Below are 25,130 nucleotides of genomic sequence, written 5' to 3'. Positions count from 1 at the left end.
AATCTTCAAATAGCAAAAGGCAAATCATATGGCGCGCCCGAATATCCTCATTCTCATGGTGGACCAGTTGAATGGGACCTTGTTTCCCGATGGTCCGGCCGATTTCCTTCATGCGCCGCATTTGAAATCCCTGGCCGAGCGCTCGGTGCGCTTCGCCAATACCTATACGGCAAGCCCGCTCTGCGCGCCGGCGCGGGCATCCTTCATGTCGGGACAATTGCCGAGCCGAACGCGCGTCTATGACAATGCGGCGGAATTCGCCTCCGACATTCCCACCTACGCCCATCACCTACGCGCCGCAGGATACCAGACGGCGCTGTCAGGAAAGATGCATTTTGTCGGCCCCGACCAGCTGCACGGTTTCGAGGAACGCCTGACGACGGATATCTACCCGGCGGATTTCGGCTGGACGCCCGACTACACCAAGCCCGGCGAGCGCATCGACTGGTGGTACCACAATCTCGGCTCGGTCACGGGCGCCGGTGTGGCCGAAATCACCAACCAGATGGAATATGACGACGAGGTCGCCTATCACGCCACGCGGAAACTCTATGATCTCTCCCGTGGCCATGACGAGCGCCCCTGGTGCCTGACCGTCAGCTTCACCCATCCGCATGACCCCTATGTCGCGCGCCGCAAATTCTGGGATCTCTATGAGGACTGCCCGGCCCTCGATCCGGCGGTTGCGCCGATCGCTTTCGATGAGCAGGACCCGCACTCGCAGCGTCTGATGAAAGCCTGCGATCACGAGGCTTTCGACATCAGCCCGGAGGAGATCAGACGGGCAAGACGCGGCTATTTCGCCAATATCTCCTATGTCGATGAAAAGATCGGCGAGATTCTCGATGTGCTCGAACGCAGCCGCATGGCCGACAATACGATCATCCTCTTCGTGTCCGACCATGGCGACATGCTCGGCGATCGCGGCCTCTGGTTCAAGATGAACTTCTTCGAAGGGTCGGCCCGCGTTCCGCTGATGATCGCAGCGCCCGGCTGGGCGCCGAAGCGCATCGACCAGCCGGTTTCCACCCTCGACGTGACGCCGACGCTCGCCGGCCTCGTCGGCATCGATATAGCCTCACTGAAACCGTGGACCGAGGGTTGGGATCTCGCTCCGCTTGCCCAAGGCACCGGCAGCCGCGGCCCCGTGCCGATGGAATATGCCGCTGAAGGTTCCGAAGCGCCGCTCGTCTGCCTGAGGGATGGGCGATACAAGCTGTCGCTCTGCGAGAAGGACCCGCCGATGCTGTTCGACCTCGAGGCCGACCCGAGAGAATTGAATAATCTGGCGAGCGATCCCTCGCATGCGGAAGGCTTGGCGCGGCTAACCGAACAGGCAAGCCGGCGCTGGAACCTTGGCGATTTCGACGCAGCCGTGCGCGAAAGCCAGGCGCGACGCTGGGTGGTCTATTCAGCGTTGCGCAACGGCGCCTATTATCCCTGGGACTACCAGCCGCTGCAGAAAGCCTCGGAGCGCTATATGCGCAATCACATGGATCTGAATGTGCTGGAGGAGAGCCAAAGGTTCCCGCGCCAGGAATAAACGTGATTAACCGGTCTTTCGCGCCGGCGCCTCGCGCAGGAAACCCTCAATGAACTGCTTTTGCAGTAGGATGCCGTCCCATTCATCGGGGAAGAAGGGCGAGTCATAGATGAGCGTGAAAGGCCCGGCGTAACCGGCCTTCTCGCACATCTCCAGGCACTTGCGGTAATCGTCAGCATCGAGACCTGCAGGGCCATAATCGGCCTTGGCGTGGCAGATCTCCGCCCGGCGCATGATATCGGCAAGACCTTCGTACTTGGCGGGTGCCGACCAATTGCCGAGGTCGCCGTTAAGGCCGACCTTGCCGTCCAGCCGGTCCAGCAGCCAGTTCATCTCCAGCGGCGACGGCAGCAGGTCGAACCAGTTCTCGACAACGACGCGCACCCCACTGCCTTTGGCCTTGTCGGCCAACCAGTTCAGATGGCGGGCAGCGCGAGCAAGGTTTCCCTCCGTCGGCTTCTGCTTGCCGGCAATGACCCGCATCCGCTCAGCCCCGAGGGCAGCGGATATGTCGATCCAACGCGCCATCCATTCGACGTCGCGTTCGGCCGTTTCGGGATGGCTCGGGTCACCGTCCTCGACGAGCAGCGTCTGGAACAGCACATTGGACGCTGCCATCGCGTCGCGCAGCTCGTGGAGGTAGCCGGTTTCGAGGCTCGGCAGATGGAAGGAACAGATCTCCAGCCGATGGATGCCACGTACCGCCAGCGCCGCCGGAACGTCGATCAGCGCCGCGACACCGGGGCCATACGGTTCTTTGGGGGCAGCGCGTTTGCTGGGATCAGGGCTGTAGGCATGGACCGCGCCGAGCAGCCGGTGCAGTGACCACGTCGAAACCGCAAAGCGTTCGTTCTGCAAAAGCTGCATGTGCCTTCCTCCAGAAAGCTTCTCGTTCCATTAATGGCAAAAAAAGCCCGCGCTCTTCAATTGCCGTCAAGCGAAATCGCCACGGATGACTGCCTCGGCGGCCAGGGCAGCCCCCAACAGCGCCTCGTCGCGATTGGCGGTCGCTGAAAGCAGCAGGCCGACAGGCATGCCGGCCCCGGCCGTGCCGCAGGGGATGGAAACGCCGCACGAGTCGAGGAAATTGCCGAGCGCGGTGTTGCGCAGCGTCTTGTTGTTGGTCGCGAAGAAGAGCTCGTCGTCGCGCTCCAGCGGGCTGATCGGCGGAGCGACATGGGCGACCGTGGGAAAGGCGATCAGACGATTGCCAATGAGACGGTCGGTATCGGCGATCAGGCGGCTGCGCGCCTGCAGTATCGCGATGTAATCGGGCGCCGTCGTCCTGCTTCCCAAGCGAGTGCGCATGACGACGCGGTGGTCCATACGGTCTGCGTCCGGTCCCGCGAGGCGTTCATGGTGAAGGGCGAACGCCTCTGCCGTCACCAGCGGACCGTATCTCGTCATCAGATCGAAAATCTCGTTGAACGCTGGGATGACGGTGCGGGATATATGGGCGCCGGCCCTTTGTAGGCGTTGCAACGCTGCCTCGAACGCGGCGACGACACCCGGTTCGGCTTCATCGAAAACAACATTTTCTGGCACAAGCAGTTCCAGCCCCGGCAGGGCAGGCTCGACAACGTCAGGCGCGGTCAAGCCCCGCATTGCCGCATCGATCCAGACTGCGTCCCTGACGCTGCGGCAGAGCGGCCCCAGCGAATCGAGGCTTTTTGCCAGCGGGTAAACTCCATCCATCGCATAACGGCCTGATGTCGCCTTGTAGCCGACGATTCCGTTGAACGCAGCGGGAATGCGCACCGACCCGCCGGTATCCGTGCCCATCGCGACAGGCACCAACCCAGCTGCGACGGCAACACCGGCGCCAGAGGAGGAGCCGCCGGGGATGCGCGGGAGATCGGTGCCGCGCGGATTGACCGGCGTGCCGTAATGGGGATTGATGCCAAGGCCGGAAAAGGCGAATTCGCTCATATTGGTGCGGCCGATGGCGACCATGCCCGCCCGCCTGAGAAGACCGACGACCGCCGCATCACGGCTGGCGGGTGCGTCGGAAGCCAGGACGATTGACCCCGCCGTCGTCGGCAGGCCTTCGATGTCGAAAAGATCCTTCCAGGCGATCGGAATGCCGTCCAACAAACCGAGCGAGCGCCCTTCCCGCAAACGTTTGGAGCAGGCGCGCGCCTCCTCCATCGCCCGACCTTCGAGCAGTGTGGTGAAGACCGCCTTGTCGGCATAGTTCGCTATGGATTCGAATACCGTCTCGGCCACATCGACCGGATCGGCGGCGCCGCCTTGGATGAGAACGGAAAGCTGGGCGACCGACATCGCGCCGAAGGATTTGCTCATGGGGCGGTCCTGATGAGAGATGCGGTCAATGACTAACCCGGATCATTCCGGCGAGCCAGAGCTTCACGATCTTTTGCATCTATTGGTACGAATTTTTGAACACTGAGTTTGAATATTGCCCCTTCAATTGCCACGATTGAAGACACACATGCATGCACGCATGGCGAGCCGGCTCGACGCGAGGGTGAGAGTTTACTCTTCGACCGGCCGCATGTGTTGCAGGAGTAATTAAAAATGACAGATTGTGAAACTTTAAGCCGTCGCCAGGACATGGTGACCCTCCACGTGAAAGAGGACGAATCTCTCGGTCCAGGCGAGCGTGACTATGTGGAACATGTCAGCGCGCAGAAACTTTCCGGTTTCGAGCGCATCGTGGTGGTCGCAGCGTTGGTTGTCTTGAGCTTTGTTGGTTTTGCCGCATATTCTTCCAGTGTGACGGATCCGGTGACGACATCGGCCATTGCCGCCACCCCTGGCGATACGCCGCATCATCAGCCTTACGGCCATTGCCGTGACAGCAGCCCTTATGCTGAACGGGTCTGCTGACAGCAAGCCGACTACCCCGGGCGACATTGTTGTTCGCCCAGGGAGAAGTTTCTTCGCCGGGCATGACGACCTCTGGCTCACGCTGCGTTGACAGCAAAAGGGAAAGAACCATGGCCGGCAAGATCGATTACAATCTCGAACGTTTCGTCAATGCCCAAAACGGCGTCTACGAGCAGGCGCTTTCCGAGCTGAAGGCCGGACGGAAAACCTCGCATTGGATGTGGTTCATCTTCCCGCAGATCGCTGGTCTCGGCGCCTCTGCAATGGCGGAAAAATATGCCATACGCTCGGCCGGGGAAGCGGCCGCCTATCTCGCCGATCCCACGCTCTCAAGCCGGCTGCTGCGCTGCGTCGAGGCTCTTTTATCGATCGACGGCCGATCGGCCCATGACATCCTTGGCTCGCCTGATGATCTCAAGCTGCGCTCATCGATGACCTTGTTTGCAGCGATCAGCGATCATGACTCGCCCTTCCACCGGGCGATCGACCGTTTTTATCAAGGAAAATTCGACGAGCGGACGATCGAGATCCTCAGCGCCAAGGACTAGAGCGGTTCAGCTTTTCACGGAAGCGCAGCACCGCTCCAAGTTTTTGTTTTTAAGCAATTCCCGGCAAAGGCGCTCCGCGCTTTGCGTGGGAAAACCGTTTCACACTTTTCCTGGAATTGCTCTAAGCGGAGCGACATGCGCCGCCAAGTTTTTCTATCAGGCCGAGATTTTGGGGCGCACATGTTGCCTACCCCGAGTAGTTGGCGTTTATTGCCCATGGCGCAAGCCAGCGAAGACCGCCTCTGTCGCCTTTTTTGTGAGTATCTGCTTAAATTCTTGAGTTGTTAGCTTTTTTTCACGATGATGCCGGTGAACGCATCCGAGTCTTGGGTAAGAATGTCTGATGGGGATCAAATTGCCAATGCTGCAGATCAGAGCTGGGACTAAATGCATTGCCCTTTTGCTGGCGACCGCAGCGATTTTGGCTGGTTGCCAGTCATCCGGCGTTGATGGTCTGGCTGCTTACGGCGACAGCGCAAAAACTCTCCAGGATGACTCGGCCGTCGCCTTCTACAAGAACGACGAGCTGATAACCAACGGCAAACTGCAGTTTCAGGAAAAGAATTACGGAAAATCCTACGCCATCTACAAGCGAGCGGTTGACGTTTTTCCGGAAGACCCGGCCGCCTGGTTAGGCTTGGCGGCCTCCGCCGATATGGTTGCCCGCTTCGATACCTCCGACCGCGCTTATCAGCAACTCTCGCGGATGATCGGCAACACCCCGGTCTACTACAACAATATCGGCTATTCTCACCTGTTACGCGGTGACCTGCGTACCGCCCGGCGCTATTTCCTGAAAGCCTATGAGCTTGATCCCGGAAACGAAGTCACTGCCCGTAATCTCGAACTGATGAAGAACAGCGTGAAGTATGCTCAGAGGTAATCGATCCTTCAGCGATCGGCAATCTGCGTCGAGATGAGAACGCCCTAGATATGAGCAGCGGCACGGCGCCCCTGGCGGCGACCACCGATTGCTTTGGAGATTTCGGCGAGTCGGTGTTTACCGTGCCTTCCGAAGAATGAGCTTGCCTTCCGGCGAGAGTGTGCGTTCGTAACGCGGCAGGTTACTGACGGAAATGCCGCCGGCTTCGATCGACGCAAGGGTGCTATCTGCAGTTTGTGTTTCCGCTGACACGCCACGGGGTGCGAAAAACTGTGCCGGTTCCTTGCCGGGTGCACTGAGGACCAAAGCTGAACCCATGCGTGCACCGCTCATGTCGTTGCGCATTCCTTCGTTGATCGACAGAATGGACTTTTGCAGGCTATCCATCTCCTGGCGGATCAGTGCGACTTCGTCGGCCTTGGCATTCTCCGCGATGTTGCGCGACTGCTTTTCCATTTGTCCTCTCAGGCCATCGATGGACCTTTTGAGCGCAGCGATGGTCTCGCGGCTCTCGCGAACATCGGCCGAGTTCTTGGCCGTATAAATGAGAACGCCGGCATTCACAGGCAGGAGCATGAGGATCAAACCGACGAGCAGCGGGTTTCTTGAGACTCTCGGCTCTGGTGTTCGCATATGGCTTGGTTTTGCGCCGTCGACTTCGACGTCGATATTCGGGATGCCGGTCATTCGCTTACTCCCCGTAAGTCATCAAATCTGCGTTGGCATTGTCCAGGAACAGGCCGTGATCAGCGCCAAGTCCGCAATCATTCCGACGTAAATACACCTTCCCACGCGCGTTCGAGCATATCAAGCGACGCGATTCGCGCTAAGCCATTAAACTCGCAGTAGGAACCGACGAAATCGAGAAGATATTTCGGATGGTAGCAAGACGCTAGCGCATCACCGTTGTACTTGCGATCGTAGAACAAGTTCAGCTCTGGGTCAGAGACAACCAATCCAGTGCCGCTGGCATAGGATTTGAAAATTCTGAGATATTCGTCGCGCGACGGAGTGTTGACAAAGATCTTGTATTTGAGGCGCCGCAAGCCTGCCTCGTCGGAGAGGTCCTTCGGCGCTATATTCGTCGAGAATACGACCAGTTCGTCAAAGGGAACCTTGAACTTCTTGCCGGTGTGCAGCGTCAGGAAGTCATATCCGCGCTCGAGAGGCACAATCCAGCGATTGATGAGCGCCTGCGGCGCCACTTGCTGACGCCCGAAGTCGTCGATGATGAAGACGCCGCCGGACGCTTTCAAGTGTATGGGTGCTTCATAGACATTTGGCCCGGCGTTGAAGGTGAGATCGAGCTGATCGAGGGTCAATTCCCCGCCCGTCTTGATCACCGGACGGCGGCATTCGATCCATCGTTGATCCGCTTTCGAATGGGAGTCCGTGCCAGCCTCCGATACGGGGTGATGCACGGCCTCGTCATAGAAACTGATGACATGACCGCCGACCTCGATGGCATATGGCACCCAGATCGTTTGCCGAAACAGTTGCGACGTCCGCTCGGCGATGCTGGTCTTCCCGTTGCCGGGCGGTCCGTAAAGCAGGATAGAGCGACCGGAGTTGATGGCCGGGCCGAGTTTTTCGACCAGTGTGTGCGAGAGCACCAGCCCCTCAAGGCTGTCGGTCAGCCGGTCTGGGGTCACGCGCTCGTGATGGATGGACTGCAAACCTATTTGCCGGCAGAACGCGTCGAGCGACACCGGCGCCGGCCCGACATATTGGCATTGGCGCGACGCCGCGTGGGCATATTCGAACCCCTTCATTGACAGCGCATATCGAACATCGGATCTGACATCCTCACCCGCCAGGCCGCGAGCCTCGAGGTATGCGAGTTTCACCAGTTCCTTGATCAAGATATTGACGATCACTTTCGGCAATTTCATGCGTTCAGCGAGATGAGAGGCCGTGGTCGTATCCTGCTCGGCCGCACATTTTGCGGCCAGCCGAAGCAAGAACGACTGATCCAATCCCGCTTGCTCTATGCTTCCCGGTGCCATTGGCATACGCGGGTCGAGGGAAATGATGGCGTCACGATTCTGTTCGAGCGAATACTGCATACGACCTCGCTTGGCTTAACCGCCGGGTTTCATGCCGATAAGAAGACTGATGACACGCATAACAACGGGCACGAGCACAATGACGAGGCTTACCGGAAAAAGGAACGCGCCCAGCGGCAGCAGCATCTTGACCGGCAAGGCGTTCGCCTTTTCCTCGGCGCGCACAATACGCAGGTCGCGCATTTCCTTGCTGTAGACCCGCAGCGTCTGCGTGACGCTGGTCCCGAGCTCCTCCGATTGGCGGAACAGAACGGACAGGGCCCGGGCCTCGTCGATTCTCAGGCGGGTGGCCAGGTTAGCGAGCGCCTCACGCAGTCGCCGGCCGCCCCGAACTTCCAGCATCATGATCGAGAGATGGAGGCCGAAGTCCTGCTGCTTGTCCACGAATTCCCGGGCAACACGGTTCGCGGCCGCTTCGATGCTCATCCCTGCATCGAGGCAGACGATCAGCATATCCATAAAATCGGGAAAGAGGCGGCGGTACTCCCTCTCCTTGGCGGTGCCACGCCGGTCGATATAAATGTTGACGAGAATAAAGGTCGCGCCCGCAGCAAACATGGCAATGATCAGGGCGCCTATCTGCGGCATGTTCGGCGCGATCCGGTTTAGGGCCCAGACCGCCCCGACCAGCATGCAGATACAAATCACCGCGCGGACCACCTGGAAGGTGGTCACCGCGCCGGCAGCAAAATAGCCCGCCCGAATCAGCCGGTTCTGGGTGGAGTTCAGATTCGTGTCACGTCGCGTAATTTCGAAATAGCGGCGGATCAGGCGGTTTTCCGCCTCGCCGAGATCGGCGATCGTCGTATCGCCAACATGGAAGTCGTCGCCCACCGCCGAGCTCTTCGACACCCGAACGGAGACCTCGCGCTGTCGAAAAAACAATTCCGAGGCTGCCGCCGAAAATATCAGCACTGCAAAGAAGACGATGAGGTAGATTCCATACTCGCTCGACATGACCGCCTCAGTACTCGAAGTTGACCATCTTGTAGAGAATGACATTCCCGATCGCCATGATGGCCAGCAGAATGCTCACAACGGCGGTTCCGTGGCCGCTGTCCCAGACGGGGTCGAAGTAGGTCGGCGACAACGCCTTGATCATCGCGTAGAGCAAAAACGGATAGATCGACATGAAGATCGCCGTGATGCGTCCTTCAGACGAAATCGCCCTGACCTTTGCCTTGAGCATCGACCGGTCTCGCAGCGTTTTCGAAAGGTTCTGCAAGATCTCCACGAGATTGCCGCCGGTTCCGGCCTGTACGCTCAACGATATCGCAAGCAGATTCAGGTCCTCGACGCCGACCCGATCGGCTAAGTTCACAAGGGCATCGTCCAGCGTCACGCCGTAGGTGAGCTCATCCGAGAGGAGGCCGAATTCGGTGCCGATCGGATCAGGCATCTCGCGTGCCACCAAAGAAATCGCCGCCGGCAGCGGGTGGCCGGCGGCCAGGCTGCGATTGGCGACATCGAGCGCTTCAGGAAGCTTCAGCTCGAATTTCTTCATGCGGCTCGCCCGGGCGCGCCAGACGACCAATGCTGGGATGAGCAGGCAGATCAGCAGAAAGATAGGTATTCTAAACAGAGTGCTCGGCACGAGGAACTGAACTGCCAGCCACGTCAAAAGTGCGCCAGCGATCGCGAAGAGGGCAAATCGCCTGGCATCGAACTTGATTCCCGACTGGGCGTAGAACCGCAGCAGCCGCTGCATCATGGGAGTTTGTCGCCAACCGCCGGCGACACCGCGCTCCTTGAGCATATCGCTATAGGTCTTGCGATGATCATCGCTGACCTCGAGCAAGCTCAACCGATGGTTCACGGCGCGGTGGCGTTCGGATGTCTTGAAGTAGCCGCGCATAATCGCTTCAACAGCGACAAGGGCCGCAGTAAAAACGGCAGCGTAAACGAGAGTGAGGGTCATTGAACAGGTCCCGTCTGCAACGGTTTACCGGGGTCAAAAATCGCTACGGGGATCTCAATCCCGAGTTCGGCAAATTCCTCGACGAATCGCGGCCGGATGCCGGTGGCGCGGAATTCGCCATGGATCCGCCCGCCTTCGTCGGTGCCGAGCTTCTTGAATTTCATAATCTCCTGCATCTGCACGACTTCGCCCTCCATGCCGGTGATCTCGGAAATCGAGACAACTTTGCGGCTGCCGTCGCTCAGACGCTGCACCTGCACGATCACGGTGATGGCGGACGAGATCTGCGAGCGAATGCTCAACTGCGACATCGGCATCCCGGCCATGCCGACCATCTGCTCAAGCCGGCCGACGGCGTCGCGGGGGGTATTGGCATGAATGGTCGTCATCGACCCCTCGTGACCGGTATTCATCGCCTGCAGCATGTCGAACGCCTCGTCGCCGCGGACTTCGCCGACGATGATGCGGTCGGGACGCATGCGAAGGGCGTTTTTCAAAAGTTCGCGTTGACGGATCTCGTTGCGTCCGTCGAGCGTCGGCGGTCGGGTTTCCAAACGCCCGACATGGGGTTGCTGCAGTTGGAGTTCGGCCGCATCCTCGATAGTGATCAGGCGCTCCTTTGGAGAAATCTGCGAGGAGAGAGCGTTGAGCAACGTGGTCTTGCCAGAACCGGTGCCGCCTGAAATGACCATGGACACTTTGCCCTTGACTGCGGCGCTGAGAAGGATGCGCATCGCATCGGCCATGGCGCCATATTGCACGAGGCGCTCCAATGTCAGCGGCTTGCGGGTGAATTTGCGGATGGAAACGAGCGGCCCATCGACCGAGATCGGCCTGATGGCGACGTTCACGCGTGAGCCATCCTTGAGGCGGGCATCAACCATCGGCGTCGATTCGTCGACGCGGCGGCCGACCGCCGAGACGATCTTGTTGATCACCCGAAGGAGATGGTCCTCGTCCTTGAAACGCACGGCGGTGCTTTCGAGCTTGCCGCTCCGCTCGACATAGACGCTGCTGTAGCCGTTGATGAGAATATCTGCGATCGTCTCGTCGGCCAGCAGTGGCTCGATCGGTCCCAGCCCGAGCATCTCGTCGGTGATATCGCGGATCAGATCGTTGATTTCCTTGGCATTCAGCGGAAAGTTGTTACTCCGGATATAGTCCTTGACCAACGGCCGGATCTCGGTCGCGATCTCCTCGTTGTCGAGCGTGTCGAGGATCCCGAGGTTGATACGATCGAGCAGGTAACGGTGCAGATTGACCCGCTCGGAAACCATGTCCGGCCCGAGAGACGCCTCTTCGCCACCCGCCGTGGCGCTGTCGGAGACCGGTCGGGCAGGCATGTTCTGAGCTGCGACGAGAGACAGGTCGGCCGCCTCCGGATGTTCGCGGCTTTCAGGCTCCTGCTGATGCTTGTAGAAACGCCCCATGATGCCGTTCGCCATGCTTCCCACCCCTGAACTATTTTACAATGACCGTGGAACCGACTTTCACCCTCTCATAGAGATCGATGACGTCGGCATTGCTCATGCGAAAACAGCCCGATGAGGCGAAATCGCCGACCGTCGACTGCTCGTTCGTTCCGTGAATGCGGTAGAGCGTGTCGGTCCCGCCCTTGAAGAGATAGATCCCGCGAGCGCCCAAGGGATTGAGCGGACCGGCAGGTACCAGGTCCGGAAGTCCGGCCGCGCGCGCCTTCATCTCGGCAGGCGGGCGCCAGTCAGGCCACTCTGCCTTGCGTCCAACCCTGACGGTCCCGCTCCAGCGAAATCCGTCACGTCCAACGCCGATCTTGTAACGGATCGCACGTCCTTCAGAGATGACGAGATCCAGCGTTCGGTTCGCGCTGACGATGACGATCGTTCCGGCCGCGTAGTTTTTTTCGATCGTCACCACGGTGCTTGTCGTCGGCCCGAGGCTTCGAGGCACAAGCCCGGCTGCCGCGGCATCCCCGGCAATGGCCAGAACGGCCAGAACCACAAGGCCGACGCAGGACCTTACGCGGCCACTGTCAATCGCCTTCATCGCACCAATGCTCCAAGTTTACCGACCGCACCGCAGAATCGCGCCCGGGAATTCACCTGAGCCGGCAGCACACCGCGGTTGACCGCCTCGCTCAAAGTATCCCAGTCATCCGCAATGACATGCGTCGGAATCTCCTTGAATATCTTCTCCGTTTGCTGTCGGCGCAGGCCGAGGCCGAAAAGCTTGGCGCGGTATTTGTTTATGATGATAAATATCTGATCCGAACTGCCTCGCAGCCGTACCAGATTGGCAAACAAATCCTTGGCTTGGGAAAGCGCGGGGACCGTCATTTCGGTGACGATGCAGATGCTGTTGACCGAAGTGAGCACCTCGTATTTCCACGGCGTGTCATAATAGGGGATGTCGACAATCGTGTGGTCGCTCTCGAAGGCGGCCACGTCGAGCATTCGCAGTACGAGTTCAGAGCCCTTCGGCGCCAGAAGGACTGACGGCTGTTTGAACGAAAGCAGTGAAAAGCCTCCTGGATGCCGCTTTCGGACCAGATCGATGAATTCGAGATCGACCCGGGAAGGATTGGCGATGACCGGTTTCAGGTCGTAGTCGTTGACAAGATTAAGATAATAGCCGAGCGATCCCGAGCAGAAATCCGTGTCGAACAAGTCGATCCGCGGCGTGGAATTTTTGGTCGGCTGGGCCAGTACATGCGCAAGCGACGAAGCGATCATGCTGGCGCCCGCGCCACCGACGGCTGAGACCACGGCATGCACCCGGCTGTCGCTGGCCCCGGTGCCTGGCGCATGGGTCGAAATCATGTCGATCAGGGCGCGGCGCTCGAGCGGCTTCTTCAGCCAGTCATTGCCGTTCAGGCGGAAGAGCAGCCGCAGCATGTCGTCCGGCAGGTCTTCGGAAACGACAACGAGGGGAATGTCGCGATAGCGGGTGCGAAATGTGAAGAGCTCCGGCTGCTGCAGCAACTCCCCGTTGTCGACGTCGAGAACGATCAGGTCGAACTGCGTCGGATCGAGCCGGCCCTTTTCTCCGAGCGCCTTCAGCGAGAGATGGCGGACATCGTAACGCGAAAGCGACCCGAACGTATCGAGCATGAAGCTCGCTGCCGCCGCGTCGTCGGAGAGAACCAGGATCTTGGTGGATGCGGCAATGTTCATGTGAGCTGTCATTTTCGCTTTCCTACGCGTAACAAGGAGTCAGCAGGTTGAGCAGGTCTTCAGGTCTTCCGTCGTGATTGTCACCGGATGGGCCGGGATGGTGACGTCGTTCAGTCCCAACAGCCCGCCGAGGATCGGCAGATCGAAGGTGATGTCCCGCACCTCCAGCCGCATCGTCAGCACGGGCCCGTCAGGGCGGCCCCAATAGCCGAGTCCCGATCGCTGGTAAGTGACGACCAGATTCTGCGGTTGGATGCGCCAATTGAGATCGCAAATGCCGGGGTTGGGATCACCGGCGGTGCAAACGCCATCGCTTCCCAGAACGATCCGGTTCAATGCCGCGGTGCAGTTGGCAAGAGCCGGTCCGCAGGTCGACGATATCGTGGCATCGTTCGGTGTGGCTTTGCCATTGTTGAGCGGATCGGCAGCGTCGGTCGGGAAAACGGCGTTGAAATTGGTCGTCAGCGGATCTGATACCGCCGCCAGTCGGGCACCATATTGCAGTGCCTTGACCGTCTGATTCCACTGCGACATGGCATAGCCGAACTCGATGAACGCGGCGAAGACCAGCATAACGATGGGGAAGGTCAGCAATGCTTCGACAAGGCTGACACCACTGCTATCCTGCCAGAATGTCTTGACCAGCCGAAGGATCACCATCCGATGTATCTCTCTTCATGGAAAGAACTGAGGGTGATGGCGTCAATTCCAAGAAAGCCGAACACCGGCGAGCTCTGATAGAGATGCGCAGTGGAAAGGGTTATGTTCCCGTCGGCATCGGGCGCACTGATGGTGATGTCGGCAGGGTCGTTCCAGCCAGGGACGCGGGGTTGAGCGTTTGCCGCAGGTGTCTGCGTTCCGTAAAATGCGATTGTCTTTGCCGTTGCTTGATTGCATGTCGGCACATAAGTTCCCGACAGCGGTCGGCATCGCGAAAGGTAACGCCCAGCATCCCGCAGACCTGCGTCGATCTGCATCCGCTGCCAAAAAATGCTGCCAAACTCCAGTATGGCCGCGGCAAAGAGCGTCACAAAGGGGACCGCGAGCAGCGTCTCGGCGAGCACCGCGCCTTCCTCCCGCCGCCAGAAGCCGAGGCACAGTCGATGCAGGATAAAATTGCGAAGCGCCATCATCTGACCAGCTCCGCTTCTTCCCGAAGGAATTCGTCCAGCGTGCCGCGTCCGCCCTTGCCGGTGATGTCGATCATCTCCAGGGAAAGGTATCGTTCGCCGGCATCCGCGATCGCCGGCTTGGTCAGGAACATGCGCGCGAAGGCTACGGCGCGGGTGGCCTTGTGACCGTTCAGATGGCCGACCGAGGCCTCATAGCCACAATTGACAATGGCCGAGAAAATCTCGCGGCGGTCACCATATTCGGCCGCCGTATAGTTCGAAAGATCCGGGCCGGCATAGCATTGGCCGCCCGTTGCCGGTGTTCCGGTCTCACCATTCGCCGAGGCATGATTGATGAGAGCCGCGTTTGCAAGCTCGTATCGATAGACGTCGTAAGCGGAGGGTTGGGTCGGTGTTCCAGTTGCCTGCGGGGGATAACTGGAGTAGTTGCTGAGAACCGTGCTCACCGAGGGCGCAGCGGTGCCCTGCGCGACATTCCAATAGGTCGTGTAATTCCAATTGTTGCCGCTGCTGATCTTGCCGCCGGCAAGCGAGGTCATGCTTGCTCCGTAGCCGAGCGGCAAAGCCTTGGTCGCATCGCCGACAACGTCTCCGACCATGACTGGATTATAGGTGTCGCAGCCCTTCTTTCCCTTGCCGCTGATTGACTGAGCGGAGCGCACGTTCTGGGCAGGTCGGTAACGATAATCTCCGTTCGCCTTGTTGAACGACGAGGAGTAGAAGCCGAAGCGCGTATTTACGCCGTCCTCGACAGGCCCCGCCTTTGCGCCCGTTTCCGTATCGAGGCTGTCCTGTGTGTAGCATGTACCGGGATTGCCGGTGGCAAGAGCCTCCGCCAGCACGGACGCACCATTGCCCAAGGGGGTCCGCAGGAAGCCGAAATTGCCGGGACCGGGATTGGACGCCGCGGTGCTGTGAAGCTCGATTTGCCGCCCGTAGAGATTTCCGGCCGCAAAATTGGTGTGCAAGGCGGCAGCTGCAGTTTCGCTGGCGCTTTCACTGGTGTTCCCCACCGGCTCGAACGGATTGCAGATAAAGATCGGCGTCACGTCGCAGGCGCTGGCGTGGTATACCGCCACGGCGTCGGCAGCGATGTTGATCGTATCGCGGGTGAAGCCAGCCGGCATCGGAAATATCGTCTGCATCGCCTGCGGCTTGGCGATGACCCAGGCATAAGACGCTTCGCTGGCCACGGTCGTTTCCATGGAAGACGGAATAGCCGTATCGTCGTTGGCCGGAATGCTCTTCAGAAAAAGCACGGTAACCGTGCTCCCGGCATCGTTGCCGGCGTCATAGGTCACGCTTATATACGAGCCAAGCGACATGCCGGTCCCGCCGCCGGAGAAAGCCGCGCTATTGGCGATTTTCTCGATCGCCGTCTGCGCCCTCGAAATGGCATCATCGCGGCCATCGAGTTCACGGGCCCCGGCCAGCGCCATCGCATCGACAGCGTTCTGAAGATCGGTATGCAGGTTGCTGCTGCGGCCGACATCGATCACCAGCAGCGAAAAGCCGAGAAGCATTGGCATGGCGATGAGCGTCAAGGCGATGACATAGCCACGATGATCATTCCAGAACCGTCTGACAACCCTGCTGAGCATTGGCGTCCCCCCATCACGGCGCTATCGCCGTGATGACCCCGTTTCGTGCATTTCCCCTGCGGCGCGCTACGCCGTTCATGCCTCCGCCAGCTACTGGCTGGCAATCGCCCCGTTGGAGGCCCCATTCGCCCCCATGGCCGGCGACGGCTGAACAACGCCCAGCCCGCCGTTCTGATATTGAGTGACCACCCTGCGGATCACCTTGCCGTCGCTTGCGATTCGGGTTCGCTGGGCTTCCGGCGGGAATGGGTCCTCGATCTGGATGGCCTTGTTTGCTTCCACGGCGTTGCCGACCCCGAAGGTGATCGTGTCGCGATGGTTCATGTAGTCGGCGCAGCCGGAAGCGAGGCCGGCGGCCGCAAAGACGAGAAGGACGCGCTTAGCGTTTTGTAGCAACGGCTTGGACTCCCTGGTTCAAGTCGAGACGGTGGCCATAAGGCCCGGTCACACCTACGCCATTTCGAAAGCGTCGGAGCATGTCCTTGTCGACTTCCAGAACCCCGAGCGCGAAGAGCTCGACGTCGTTGGACGAACGCGTCTGATCGAGTGGGCTGTAGAGGTCCTCACCCGGGCGGGCCGGGCGCACAATGTGTGGCGTGACGACGATGACGAGGTCGGATTCCTTCTTCTGGAAACTCGTCGAACGGAACAGAGCGCCGAGCACCGGTATCTGCCCGAGTCCCGGCAATTGCTGGATGTCTTTGGCATTGATCGACTGCAGCAGGCCCGCCAAGGCAAAGCTCTGGCCGTCGCGGAGCGCGACCGTGGTGCTGGCAGCGCGCGAGATGAACCCCGGATTGCCGTTGACGTTGATCGACGGATCAATCTCGGAAACCTCAGGCTCGATCTCCAGGTTGATGAGACCATCATCAAGAACCACCGGCTTGAAGGTCAGCCGCACACCGAATGGGCGATAGTCCGTCTCTGTGGCCACCGTCGTGCCGTTGTTCGTCGTCTTCAGGATCGGCACTTCACCGCCTGCATGAAAGCTGGCCGTAGAGCCACTCATGGCGATGAGGTTCGGCTGAGCCAGGCGGCGCACCAATCCCTTCTGCTCGAGGGCGTTGATCACAACGTCGATGTGGCCGCCGGAGATTTCCAACACCTTGGCGATCAGCTGGCCGAAGGGCAACGCACCCGTTGCCGCACCCTTGGGATCAAGGAGGGTACGGGCCAAGTTGCCGTTGTCATCAACGGTGATCCCCTGGCTGGCCGTTGCCTTGCCGATGCGATTGTTGTTGCCATAGCCGGACCAACCGATCCCGAGGTCACGACCCGTCTGGCGCGAGGCTTCGATGACACGGACCTCAAGCATCACCTGCTGGCTGTCACTGACGCGCAACTGGTTCAGCACTGGCTGGTCGGAATAGGATTGGGCGATTTCCATCACCCGCTGCAGTTCGATGCCGTCACGGACGAAGCCTGTCAGGCGAATGCGATCGTTGGAGTTGATGACCCTGACCCGAGCCGAGGGCGCGGCAGAGCGAATGGCGGAAGCGACTTCGCTGAAATCGCTCGCAACGCGGATGTCGATGACCCCAAGCAGCGACTTGTCGTCGCCATAGACCGAAATATTGGTGGCGCCGGGCTTTTTGCCGCGGATGAACAGCGACTTGTCGGAAAGCGGCACCACGTCGATCATATCGGCGCTGCCGATGACAAGATCACCGAAGGGCTGGCCTGTATTGAGCGTCAGCGTCTCGTTCGGAGGCAAGGTCACATGCTGGACTGATTCGCCTAAAGTGATGGACTTCTCCTGTGCGTTGGCGCGGCCGGCAACTCCGGGGCCCAAACACACACAGGCCGAAAACACTGCCGCTAGTGCCGCAAGGCTTTTCGTCCTCGCGATTTTTCTCTTGCCGTTCGCCATGCCTGCTTTAGCCCCCTCATCCGGCTCGCCGCACCTGCGGCATTCCGCATCAACATCACTGGACCAAGCCGACTCGGTGCTCCTCGCGCTTCGTCGTGTTCCAGACTCCCACTGTCACCCACTTCGGCTCAACCGGCAACACCGGCTCAACCTTTTGTTCCACAATCTGCACTTGTTTTGCCGGTTCTGGCAACTGCTTTTCCAAATCCTTGCCCAGTTCTGTCGCCATCGCCCCGCCACCGAGGTCGGCGACAGTGATCGGCCGGGTCTGCTCGACTGAGGAAGAGGCAACATTGCGAAGCGCCAGCGAGAGTGTGCCGACACTGGAGCCGAGGGTTAGGCGCTGCGCCTCGTCGGTCGTGACCTCAAAGGTCACCGTTTTCACGACGGATGGCTCGTCCTTGCGCTCGTCTGCCGTCTGGTCCACCGCAAGGACCTTGACGCCTTGCAGCAGCACGTCGACGAAGGTCTGATCGTTGCCCGCCTGCCCGCGCACGACCCGCGTCAGAAGCACGTCGACGCGATCGGAAGGCCTAACGAAGCCGGCAACGCCGAGCACATCGTTGACGCGGATGGAGACCGCCTTCATGCCCTGGTCGAGCGCCGCCGACAGCGTGGCGCGTTCGCCCGTACCCGTGATTTTCGAGGATAACACCGGCTCGCCGGGATCGATCGCCGCCATGGCATAACGCGGCTGGGCATCGTTGCCGACGACCATCTCGATGCTGACGAATGAGCCTGCGGGTGTTTCATTAGAGGGCCACGGAATGGCTCTGAGGTTTTCGGATCGGATCCGGTCACCGAAGCGCATTGGCGTGGCGGCGACTACGAGCGTCCGTTCCTCCGCCTTCACGCCGTTCATCGCCAGCAGCCGGGCCTTCTGATCGGAGAGATACTCGCGCATCCCGAAAACTGCGGCGGCGGCGAGTACAAATGCAATAACGAGGCTTAAAATTGTTGAAGAACGCATCGCGGTTACTCGCTACACTGGACGGAGCGCATCCATTCATTGATGCTAATTTAGAAGAGAGGGGTTAACAAAACCCCTCGCTTCTTCGAACGCCAATATCAGGCCGGGACAGCCAGCGAGGTCGTGAACCACCCTGCCCATGCCGTCCAAACCGCACTCAGATTGGTGCCGGCCAGTGTCACCGCCCCGATCACTCCACCAACCAGCAAGGCAAGCAGAATGAGGTATTCGGTGAGTGCGACGCCATCTTCTTCCCGCGCGAAAGCGCGTACGCTATTTACAAATGCTTTCATCGAGAATTACCTCCCAGGTAAGTGGTGCGCCGTATTTCCCCCGGCACTAGTCGTCGAGACCGCCCCTTCGACTGAAATATTAATAATCTGTTAAGTCTAATTTAGTCAATTGTTTTATACGCAGACATTCGACATTTATACTTTATGGTTAAGACGAAAAATCGCAGGACTGGTGGTAAAATCCAGCTAACGTGGCCGATATAGAGCGAAACCAAGCGTACAGAGTAGATTACTATAGCCCTAAAAGGTTGAATCGCATGATGGAACTGGTGGTTGTTATTAATTCTCTTTCAGTATTACTTTTTCTCTGCGCCGCCTGGAGCGACTTCCGCACATGGAAGATCCCTAACGCCGTCGTGCTGGCGCTCGTAACACTTTATGCACTGCGCGCCGTGGCCGTGATGCTTGGCTCCGAGGATGTCGGCGCGGCCCTGTTTGCTCCGAGCGGAATTGGTGGCGACCTTGGGGCCGGTCTGCTGATGTTCATGCTTGGGGTGGCGCTCTGGACGTTCCGGCTGTTTGGCGCAGGAGACGCCAAGCTTTTCCTGCCCATCGGCCTTTTTGTCGGATGGCACGGAATGCTGCCCTTTGCGATGTTGCTGCTCGTCCTCGGCATTCTGACGCTGCTGGCCCTGCGGCTGCCGGTGCCGCTGCCCGTCGCGCATCTCGCCTTTTTCATGCGCATCGAGGAAATTCGGGCGAGCCGGAAGATACCCTATGGCGTCATCATGGTTTTCGCGACGCTCCTGACCCTGGCTTTGCCCATGATCCGGCAGCACCTGTAGCGACGGCGACCTACCCCGAAAAGGCTCTGGCCGACCTGTTCTCCAGCGCGGCGATCTCCTCGGAGACCTCGCTCAATCGCTGACGCAGGTCGCTGTCGGTGCCGTCATCGACCTCTTCCTCGCCAAAACAATAGCGTGCCTCGTGAAGCTCGAGCTTGGCTTCGAGCTCGGCGCGTCTGGCATATAGGCGCTTGAGATAGGCGTAGTTCATCTCCCGGTCTCCACATCGTCCCGGTGATGGAAAAACGGTGTGGAGGCGGTAAGGTTCCGGTCTATCAGGTGAAAGAAGCGATCGCTGCTCGGCAGGCCTTGGCGAAATGGCCGCAACAGCCGGCGGCGCCCATTGCCTGACGGCTGACGCGCGCGCCTTCGAGCAGCAGCGTCAGCGTATCGGCAAGAAGTTGAGGTTCGCGCGCACCGGCTGCCGAACAGAGCGCGGCCAAGCGATCGCGCTGTGCGGCCTTGTGCCTCTCGATCATTTCATGGGCGGGATGCCCTTCTCCCTTGAGCTCGATGGCGGCGTTGGCGAGATCGCAGCCGGCGGGCTCGCCGTTCAGACACTGCGCCCGCATCTCCACCCAGGCGTCGAGCTGGGCGCGGGGATCGGCGGGATGAGCGGCCTCCAGATCGCGCCAAATGGCATCGGCCTTTTCGGAGGCACGCCGCAGCGTCTCGCAGACGAGTTCGTCTTTCGAGCCGAAATGCCGGTAGAGCGTCATCTTATTGGTCGAGGCGGCATCGGCGATGGCATCGACGCCGATGCCGCGGATGCCGCGCTCGCGGAAAAGCTCCACGGCCGTCGAGACGATGCGCTCCCGCGGCGGGATGCGATCTTCTGAAACGGTTGGGGAGATTTCATTCGAAGTTTCTGATTTTTTTGCGGACGAAGTCCTTGACATCAATGTGACCGATCGGTAACAACAGCATTGTTACTTACCGGTAACACCACAGACCGCGAAAGTCAACGCAGAGGGTTGGCGGCGGATGTGGAACACGGGCGACCGCCCACGAAAGGAGGACAAGCCATGAGACAGACCAGAGACGACCTGACAATATCCGAAGCCCTTCGCGACCCCCTGATCGCCATGGTGTTGCGCGCCGACGGCGTGAAGCTTGAAGACTTCAAGCAACTCCTGGAAACGGCCGCCGGGAAACGCGAACCACGCCCGACGCCGGTGGGCAAGATGATCGGAGCGCTTGCGAGCCGCGCCAATCTGCCGGCCATTCCCTGCTTCGGCTGAAAAAGCCGCCTGAATACCGGGGGATCTCTCCCTGCCCCCGACAAGGGCTGTCGTCACAAAGAGGCGGCGGCCCTTGCTGCTTGATCGTAATGGCCGGAAAGCGCCCGCAGCGTCGCTGCCACCGCCGATGTCGCGCCGGCATCGAGCCCGAGTCCCTTTATCGATTCCACCAGTAGCGCTTCCCGCACCGCCCGGTATTTCAGGCAGGTTTCAAGGCCCTTGGCCGTGGCGGCGATCACCTTCTCCTTGCCCGCCCGCGCGCTTTTCACAAGGCCGCGCTTTTCGAGCTTCTTGAGCGCATAAATCACCAGATGCGTATCCTCGACGCCGAGCACGCTGCAGAGGTCGCCGAGCCGCTTCGGCCGCTGCCGGTGCGCCACCGAATGCAACACCAGCACGTCGATCGCCGCGCAGCCGGGCTCGCCCGCCGCCGTCATGCAGCGCACCATCCAGCGGTCGAAGGCATTGCCGGCGAGGATGAGACCGAATTCCAATTCCGAAAGAACGGGAAGCGCGCCATCGGCGAGATGCGAGGAGGAGACGATCGGCCCGATTTCCGGCTGCCCGCGCTCACCTGCCATTCCATCCCTCCAAGATCACCATCTCGACGTTGACATTTTATCGATAAATCGTCAATAAATTTTCAGTTCAAAAGGAGGTCGGACGATGAGCGGACAGTGGGATTTCTGGATCGATCGCGGCGGCACTTTCACCGACATCGTCGCCCGCCGCCCCGACGGTTCGCTTGTCGCCCACAAGCTGCTTTCGGAAAATCCGGAAGCCTATCGCGACCCGGCGGTGCATGGAATCCGCGAATTGCTCGGCCTCAATCCCGGCCAGACGATCCCTTCCGAGCTCATCGGCGCGGTGAAGATGGGAACGACGGTCGCCACCAACGCGCTTCTGGAACGCAAGGGCGACCCGACCTTGCTGGTGACGACAAAGGGCTTCCGCGATGCGCTGGAGATCGGCCATCAGGCGCGCGCCGATATCTTCGCCAAGAAAATCGTCAAACCGGAACTGCTCTACGCCGATGTGATCGAGGCCGACGAGCGCGTACTGGCGGACGGCACGGTGGAACGCCCCCTCTCAGAAAATGATCTGCGGCGCGCGCTTGAAGTCGCCTATGCGCAGGGATTGCGCGCCGTCGCCATCGTTTTCATGCATGCCTACCGCTATCCCGAGCACGAACAACAGGCCGCCGCCATCGCGCGCGCCATCGGCTTCACGCAGATCTCGCCGTCGCATGTCGTTTCACCGCTGATCAAGCTTGTCGGCCGCGGCGACACCGCCGTCGTCGACGCCTATCTGTCCCCCGTTCTCCGGCGCTATGTCGATCAGGTTGCCGTCGAACTCGGCGCCGTCGAAGGAAAGGGCCCGAAGCTGATGTTCATGCAGTCCTCGGGCGGACTGACCGATGCGCATCTCTTTCAGGGAAAGGATGCGATCCTCTCCGGCCCCGCAGGCGGGGTGGTTGGCGCGGTCGAGGTCTCGCGCATCGCCGGTTTCGACAGGATGATCGGCTTCGACATGGGCGGCACCTCGACGGATGTTTCGCATTATGACGGCGAGCTGGAACGCGCTTTCGAGACCGAGGTCGCCGGTGTGCGCATGCGCGCGCCGATGATGAAGATCCATACGGTCGCAGCCGGCGGCGGCTCGATCCTGAGTTATGACGGTTCACGCTTCCGCGTCGGCCCGGAGTCGGCCGGTGCCACGCCCGGCCCGAAATCCTATCGCCGCGGCGGGCCGCTGGCTGTCACCGACGCCAACATCATGACCGGCAAGCTGCTGCCGGAATTCTTCCCCGCAATCTTCGGGCCGGAGCAGGACCAGCCGCTCGATGCCGAGACGGTGCGCGCGGCCTTTGCCGAGATGGCGCTAAAGATCGGCGGCGGGCGGACGGCGGAAGAGGTCGCCGACGGCTTCCTCGCCATCGCTGTCGAGAACATGGCCAACGCCATCAAGAAGATCTCCGTCCAGCGTGGCTATGACGTTTCCAATTACGCGCTCACCTGCTTCGGCGGCGCCGGCGGCCAGCATGCCTGCCTGGTCGCCGACAGCCTCGGCATGAAAACGGTGCTGATCCACCCCTTCTCCGGCATTCTTTCGGCCTATGGCATGGGGCTCGCCGATATCCGCGCCACACGCCAGCGCGCGGTGCTGACGGAACTCGGAGCCGCCCTGCCGACAATCGGCGGCATCCGGGCCGAGCTGGAGAAAGAGGTGCGCGGGGAACTTATCCTGCAGGGTGTCGAGCCCGGCGATATGGAAGTCGTCACCCGGCTGCACCTGCAATATAAAGGCACCGACACGGCGCTGCCGGTCGCCTTCGGGCCACAGGAGGAGATGACGCAAGCCTTTGCCGCCGCCCATAAGAAGCAGTTCGGTTTCATCTTCGACGACCGGCCTGTCGTCGTCGACTCCATCGAAGTCGAGGGCATCGGGGGCGGCGCCGATATCGAGGAGATGGACGGCCAGGCGGCGACCTTCACGCCGCAAGCGCTGCGCACGACCCGCTTCTATTCCGGCGGAACCTGGCACCAGGCTGGTATTTTCAGGCGTGATGCGCTGAAGCCGGGCGCCGTGGTCGCGGGACCTGCCCTCATCATCGAAGCGCATCAGACGATCGTCGTGGAGGCCGGTTGGCAGGCACGGCTTACCGGCCACGACCATATCGTTCTCACCCGTGAGGTCGCGCTCTCCCGCAATTCCGCGATCGGCACCAGCGCCGATCCCGTCATGCTCGAAGTCTTCAACAACCTGTTCATGGCGATCGCCGAACAGATGGGCGTGACGCTGCAGAACACCGCTCACTCGGTCAATATCAAGGAGCGGCTCGATTTCTCCTGCGCCGTCTTCGATCGCACCGGCGCACTCGTCGCCAATGCGCCGCATATGCCCGTCCATTTGGGATCGATGGATCGCTCGGTCGAAACGATCATCCGCCTCAACGAAGGCCGCATTCGTCCCGGCGACGTCTTCGCCCTCAATGCGCCTTACAACGGCGGCACGCATCTGCCCGACATCACGGTCGTCACGCCGGTGTTCGACGACGACAGCGAGACCATCCTGTTTTACGTCGCCTCACGCGGCCATCATGCCGATATTGGCGGCAAGGCGCCGGGTTCGATGACGCCGCGGGCGACCAAGGTCGATGAAGAAGGCGTGCTGATCGACAACTTCCTACTAGTCGACAACGGCCGTTTCCGCGAAGCCGAATTCGCCGCAATGTTGCGGGAGCATCCTTATCCCGCCCGCAACCCGGCTCAGAACCTCGCCGACGTGAAGGCGCAGATCGCCGCCAACGAAAAGGGCGTTCAGGAGTTGCGCAAGATGGTCGCCCATTTCGGGCTCGACGTCGTCGAAGCCTATATGGGTCATGTCCAGGACAATGCCGAGGAGAGCGTTCGCCGGGTGATTGTCCGCCTCAGCGACAGCGAATTCACCTATCCCACCGATCAGGGCGCCGTCATCAAGGTGAAGATCACCGTCGACCGGAAGGCGCGCGAGGCGACGGTCGATTTCACCGGCACGAGTGCGCAGCAACCGACCAATTTCAATGCGCCGGAACCGGTGACGCGCGCCGCCGTGCTCTATGTCTTCCGCGTCATGGTCGAGCAGGCGATTCCGATGAATGCCGGCTGTCTACGGCCGATCCGGATCATCGTGCCGGACGGTTCGATGCTGCGTCCGGCCTATCCGGCTGCCGTCGTCGCCGGCAATGTCGAGACCAGCCAGCATGTGACGAATGCGCTATTCGGGGCGCTCGGAACGCTGGCAGCCGCCCAGGGCTCGATGAACAACCTGACCTTCGGCAACGCCACCTACCAATATTACGAGACGATCTGCTCCGGCGGCCCGGCCGGCCTGCTCAACGACGGCACCGGCTTCAGCGGCGCGGACGGCGTGCACACGCATATGACCAACTCACGGCTGACCGACCCCGAGGTGCTGGAGTTCCGCTTTCCCGTCGTGCTGGAGGATTTCCACATCCGCCGCGGCTCCGGCGGCAAAGGACGATACAGTTCCGGCAGCGGCACCGAGCGGACCATCCGCTTTCTGGAAAAGATGGATTGCAGCATTCTCTCCTCGCACCGAACGATTCGGCCTTTCGGCCTCTTCGGCGGGGAAGACGGGCAACTGGGGAAAACCGAGATCCGTCGTGCGGACGGCAAGCTCGAAAGGCTGGAAGGCTGCGACCAGGCAATACTCGCCGCCGGCGACGCCGTGATCGTCACGACGCCGACCGGCGGCGGCTACGGCAAGCCGTGACT

26 protein-coding genes are annotated in these 25,130 nt (G+C 60.4%); 7 read left to right on the top strand and 19 right to left on the bottom strand.

The features are described from left to right. Positions 1 to 28: 28 nt before the first annotated feature. Positions 29 to 1,543 (top strand): choline-sulfatase, encoded by a 1,515-nt coding sequence (gene betC, locus NMA58_RS28830; RefSeq protein WP_221156484.1) that lies wholly within the window; start codon positions 29 to 31, stop codon positions 1,541 to 1,543. Positions 1,544 to 1,549: 6 nt separating this feature from the next. Here the strand turns inward: betC and NMA58_RS28825 are convergent, their stop codons facing one another. Both NMA58_RS28825 and NMA58_RS28820 read right to left on the bottom strand, forming a co-directional pair. Continuing rightward, positions 1,550 to 2,410 (bottom strand): sugar phosphate isomerase/epimerase family protein, encoded by an 861-nt coding sequence (locus NMA58_RS28825; RefSeq protein ID WP_434714529.1) that lies wholly within the window; start codon positions 2,408 to 2,410, stop codon positions 1,550 to 1,552. A 66-nt stretch (positions 2,411 to 2,476) separates the two neighbouring features. After that, positions 2,477 to 3,847 carry an amidase gene (locus tag NMA58_RS28820; RefSeq protein WP_434714528.1) on the bottom strand — a complete coding sequence of 457 codons (1,371 nt, stop codon included), beginning with the start codon at positions 3,845 to 3,847 and terminating at the stop codon, positions 2,477 to 2,479. Positions 3,848 to 4,117: 270 nt separating this feature from the next. On the opposite strand from NMA58_RS28820, the gene NMA58_RS28815 reads away from it, so the two are divergent. The 3 genes from NMA58_RS28815 to NMA58_RS28805 all read left to right on the top strand — a co-directional run bounded on the left by NMA58_RS28815 (position 4,118) and on the right by NMA58_RS28805 (position 5,824). Next, positions 4,118 to 4,393 (top strand): hypothetical protein, encoded by a 276-nt coding sequence (locus NMA58_RS28815; RefSeq protein WP_176536365.1) that lies wholly within the window; start codon positions 4,118 to 4,120, stop codon positions 4,391 to 4,393. Between the two features lie 110 nt (positions 4,394 to 4,503). Beyond that, positions 4,504 to 4,941 carry a DUF1810 domain-containing protein gene (locus NMA58_RS28810; protein WP_434714526.1) on the top strand — a complete coding sequence of 146 codons (438 nt, stop codon included), beginning with the start codon at positions 4,504 to 4,506 and terminating at the stop codon, positions 4,939 to 4,941. A gap of 361 nt (positions 4,942 to 5,302) precedes the next feature. Then, a complete protein-coding gene (locus NMA58_RS28805) occupies positions 5,303 to 5,824 on the top strand; it encodes a tetratricopeptide repeat protein (RefSeq protein WP_434714525.1) in 522 nt (173 codons plus the stop codon). A gap of 117 nt (positions 5,825 to 5,941) precedes the next feature. Here the strand turns inward: NMA58_RS28805 and NMA58_RS28800 are convergent, their stop codons facing one another. The 14 genes from NMA58_RS28800 to NMA58_RS28735 all read right to left on the bottom strand — a co-directional run bounded on the left by NMA58_RS28800 (position 5,942) and on the right by NMA58_RS28735 (position 18,827). Continuing rightward, on the bottom strand, positions 5,942 to 6,511 hold the full coding sequence (locus tag NMA58_RS28800) for a hypothetical protein (RefSeq protein WP_183701124.1): 570 nt from the start codon (positions 6,509 to 6,511) through the stop codon (positions 5,942 to 5,944). A 77-nt stretch (positions 6,512 to 6,588) separates the two neighbouring features. Next, positions 6,589 to 7,890 (bottom strand): AAA family ATPase, encoded by a 1,302-nt coding sequence (locus tag NMA58_RS28795; RefSeq protein WP_434714524.1) that lies wholly within the window; start codon positions 7,888 to 7,890, stop codon positions 6,589 to 6,591. A gap of 15 nt (positions 7,891 to 7,905) precedes the next feature. Next, positions 7,906 to 8,847, bottom strand: coding sequence for a type II secretion system F family protein (locus NMA58_RS28790; protein WP_434714522.1), 942 nt, complete (start codon positions 8,845 to 8,847; stop codon positions 7,906 to 7,908). A gap of 7 nt (positions 8,848 to 8,854) precedes the next feature. Further along, positions 8,855 to 9,808, bottom strand: coding sequence for a type II secretion system F family protein (locus NMA58_RS28785; RefSeq protein WP_434714520.1), 954 nt, complete (start codon positions 9,806 to 9,808; stop codon positions 8,855 to 8,857). Continuing rightward, the gene (locus tag NMA58_RS28780) at positions 9,805 to 11,253 is read right to left on the bottom strand and encodes a CpaF family protein (RefSeq protein ID WP_434714519.1); all 1,449 of its coding nucleotides are present in this window, start codon (positions 11,251 to 11,253) and stop codon (positions 9,805 to 9,807) included. Before NMA58_RS28780 ends, NMA58_RS28785 begins: the two co-directional genes overlap by 4 nt. A gap of 16 nt (positions 11,254 to 11,269) precedes the next feature. After that, positions 11,270 to 11,833: a L,D-transpeptidase gene (locus tag NMA58_RS28775; protein ID WP_434714517.1), complete on the bottom strand. Its 564-nt coding sequence runs from the start codon at positions 11,831 to 11,833 to the stop codon at positions 11,270 to 11,272. After that, positions 11,830 to 12,972 (bottom strand): pilus assembly protein, encoded by a 1,143-nt coding sequence (locus tag NMA58_RS28770; RefSeq protein ID WP_434714515.1) that lies wholly within the window; start codon positions 12,970 to 12,972, stop codon positions 11,830 to 11,832. The genes NMA58_RS28775 and NMA58_RS28770 overlap by 4 nt, the downstream gene beginning before the upstream one ends. A 27-nt stretch (positions 12,973 to 12,999) precedes the next feature. After that, the gene (locus NMA58_RS28765) at positions 13,000 to 13,620 is read right to left on the bottom strand and encodes a TadE/TadG family type IV pilus assembly protein (protein ID WP_434714513.1); all 621 of its coding nucleotides are present in this window, start codon (positions 13,618 to 13,620) and stop codon (positions 13,000 to 13,002) included. Then, positions 13,614 to 14,093: a TadE/TadG family type IV pilus assembly protein gene (locus tag NMA58_RS28760; protein ID WP_183701141.1), complete on the bottom strand. Its 480-nt coding sequence runs from the start codon at positions 14,091 to 14,093 to the stop codon at positions 13,614 to 13,616. The genes NMA58_RS28765 and NMA58_RS28760 overlap by 7 nt, the downstream gene beginning before the upstream one ends. Further along, positions 14,090 to 15,694, bottom strand: a complete 1,605-nt coding sequence (locus tag NMA58_RS28755) for a TadE/TadG family type IV pilus assembly protein (RefSeq protein WP_434714512.1) — start codon at positions 15,692 to 15,694, stop codon at positions 14,090 to 14,092. Before NMA58_RS28755 ends, NMA58_RS28760 begins: the two co-directional genes overlap by 4 nt. A 90-nt stretch (positions 15,695 to 15,784) precedes the next feature. After that, positions 15,785 to 16,090, bottom strand: a complete 306-nt coding sequence (locus NMA58_RS28750; protein ID WP_085781103.1) for a hypothetical protein — start codon at positions 16,088 to 16,090, stop codon at positions 15,785 to 15,787. Further along, a complete protein-coding gene (locus NMA58_RS28745; RefSeq protein ID WP_097600795.1) occupies positions 16,074 to 17,564 on the bottom strand; it encodes a type II and III secretion system protein family protein in 1,491 nt (496 codons plus the stop codon). Before NMA58_RS28745 ends, NMA58_RS28750 begins: the two co-directional genes overlap by 17 nt. 55 nt (positions 17,565 to 17,619) lie before the next feature. Beyond that, complete coding sequence (cpaB, locus tag NMA58_RS28740; protein ID WP_434714510.1) at positions 17,620 to 18,534, bottom strand: Flp pilus assembly protein CpaB; 915 nt, start codon at positions 18,532 to 18,534, stop codon at positions 17,620 to 17,622. Between the two features lie 98 nt (positions 18,535 to 18,632). Next, positions 18,633 to 18,827, bottom strand: coding sequence for a Flp family type IVb pilin (locus NMA58_RS28735; RefSeq protein WP_434714509.1), 195 nt, complete (start codon positions 18,825 to 18,827; stop codon positions 18,633 to 18,635). A 257-nt stretch (positions 18,828 to 19,084) separates the two neighbouring features. Between NMA58_RS28735 and NMA58_RS28730 the strand changes: the two genes are divergently transcribed. Further along, a complete protein-coding gene (locus NMA58_RS28730; RefSeq protein WP_434714507.1) occupies positions 19,085 to 19,612 on the top strand; it encodes a prepilin peptidase in 528 nt (175 codons plus the stop codon). Positions 19,613 to 19,622: 10 nt separating this feature from the next. Here NMA58_RS28730 and NMA58_RS28725 read toward each other — a convergent pair whose 3' ends face one another. Both NMA58_RS28725 and NMA58_RS28720 read right to left on the bottom strand, forming a co-directional pair. Further along, positions 19,623 to 19,823 (bottom strand): hypothetical protein, encoded by a 201-nt coding sequence (locus NMA58_RS28725; RefSeq protein ID WP_434714505.1) that lies wholly within the window; start codon positions 19,821 to 19,823, stop codon positions 19,623 to 19,625. Positions 19,824 to 19,887: 64 nt separating this feature from the next. Next, positions 19,888 to 20,511 carry a TetR/AcrR family transcriptional regulator gene (locus NMA58_RS28720; RefSeq protein WP_434714503.1) on the bottom strand — a complete coding sequence of 208 codons (624 nt, stop codon included), beginning with the start codon at positions 20,509 to 20,511 and terminating at the stop codon, positions 19,888 to 19,890. A 126-nt stretch (positions 20,512 to 20,637) separates the two neighbouring features. Between NMA58_RS28720 and NMA58_RS28715 the strand changes: the two genes are divergently transcribed. After that, positions 20,638 to 20,853 carry a hypothetical protein gene (locus NMA58_RS28715; RefSeq protein ID WP_434714502.1) on the top strand — a complete coding sequence of 72 codons (216 nt, stop codon included), beginning with the start codon at positions 20,638 to 20,640 and terminating at the stop codon, positions 20,851 to 20,853. 53 nt (positions 20,854 to 20,906) lie between these two features. On the opposite strand, the gene NMA58_RS28710 is transcribed toward NMA58_RS28715, so the two are convergent. Next, positions 20,907 to 21,434 (bottom strand): winged helix DNA-binding protein, encoded by a 528-nt coding sequence (locus tag NMA58_RS28710; RefSeq protein WP_430958857.1) that lies wholly within the window; start codon positions 21,432 to 21,434, stop codon positions 20,907 to 20,909. An 85-nt stretch (positions 21,435 to 21,519) separates the two neighbouring features. On the opposite strand from NMA58_RS28710, the gene NMA58_RS28705 reads away from it, so the two are divergent. Further along, complete coding sequence (locus NMA58_RS28705; protein ID WP_434714500.1) at positions 21,520 to 25,128, top strand: hydantoinase B/oxoprolinase family protein; 3,609 nt, start codon at positions 21,520 to 21,522, stop codon at positions 25,126 to 25,128. The last annotated feature ends 2 nt before the right edge of the window (positions 25,129 to 25,130 follow it).

Origin of the sequence: Rhizobium sp. YTUHZ045 (assembly GCF_051124255.1) — a bacterium.
Taxonomy (GTDB): domain Bacteria; phylum Pseudomonadota; class Alphaproteobacteria; order Rhizobiales; family Rhizobiaceae; genus Rhizobium.
Note: the sequence above shows the minus strand (reverse complement) of the source record. Positions and strands in the feature narration are given on the sequence as shown.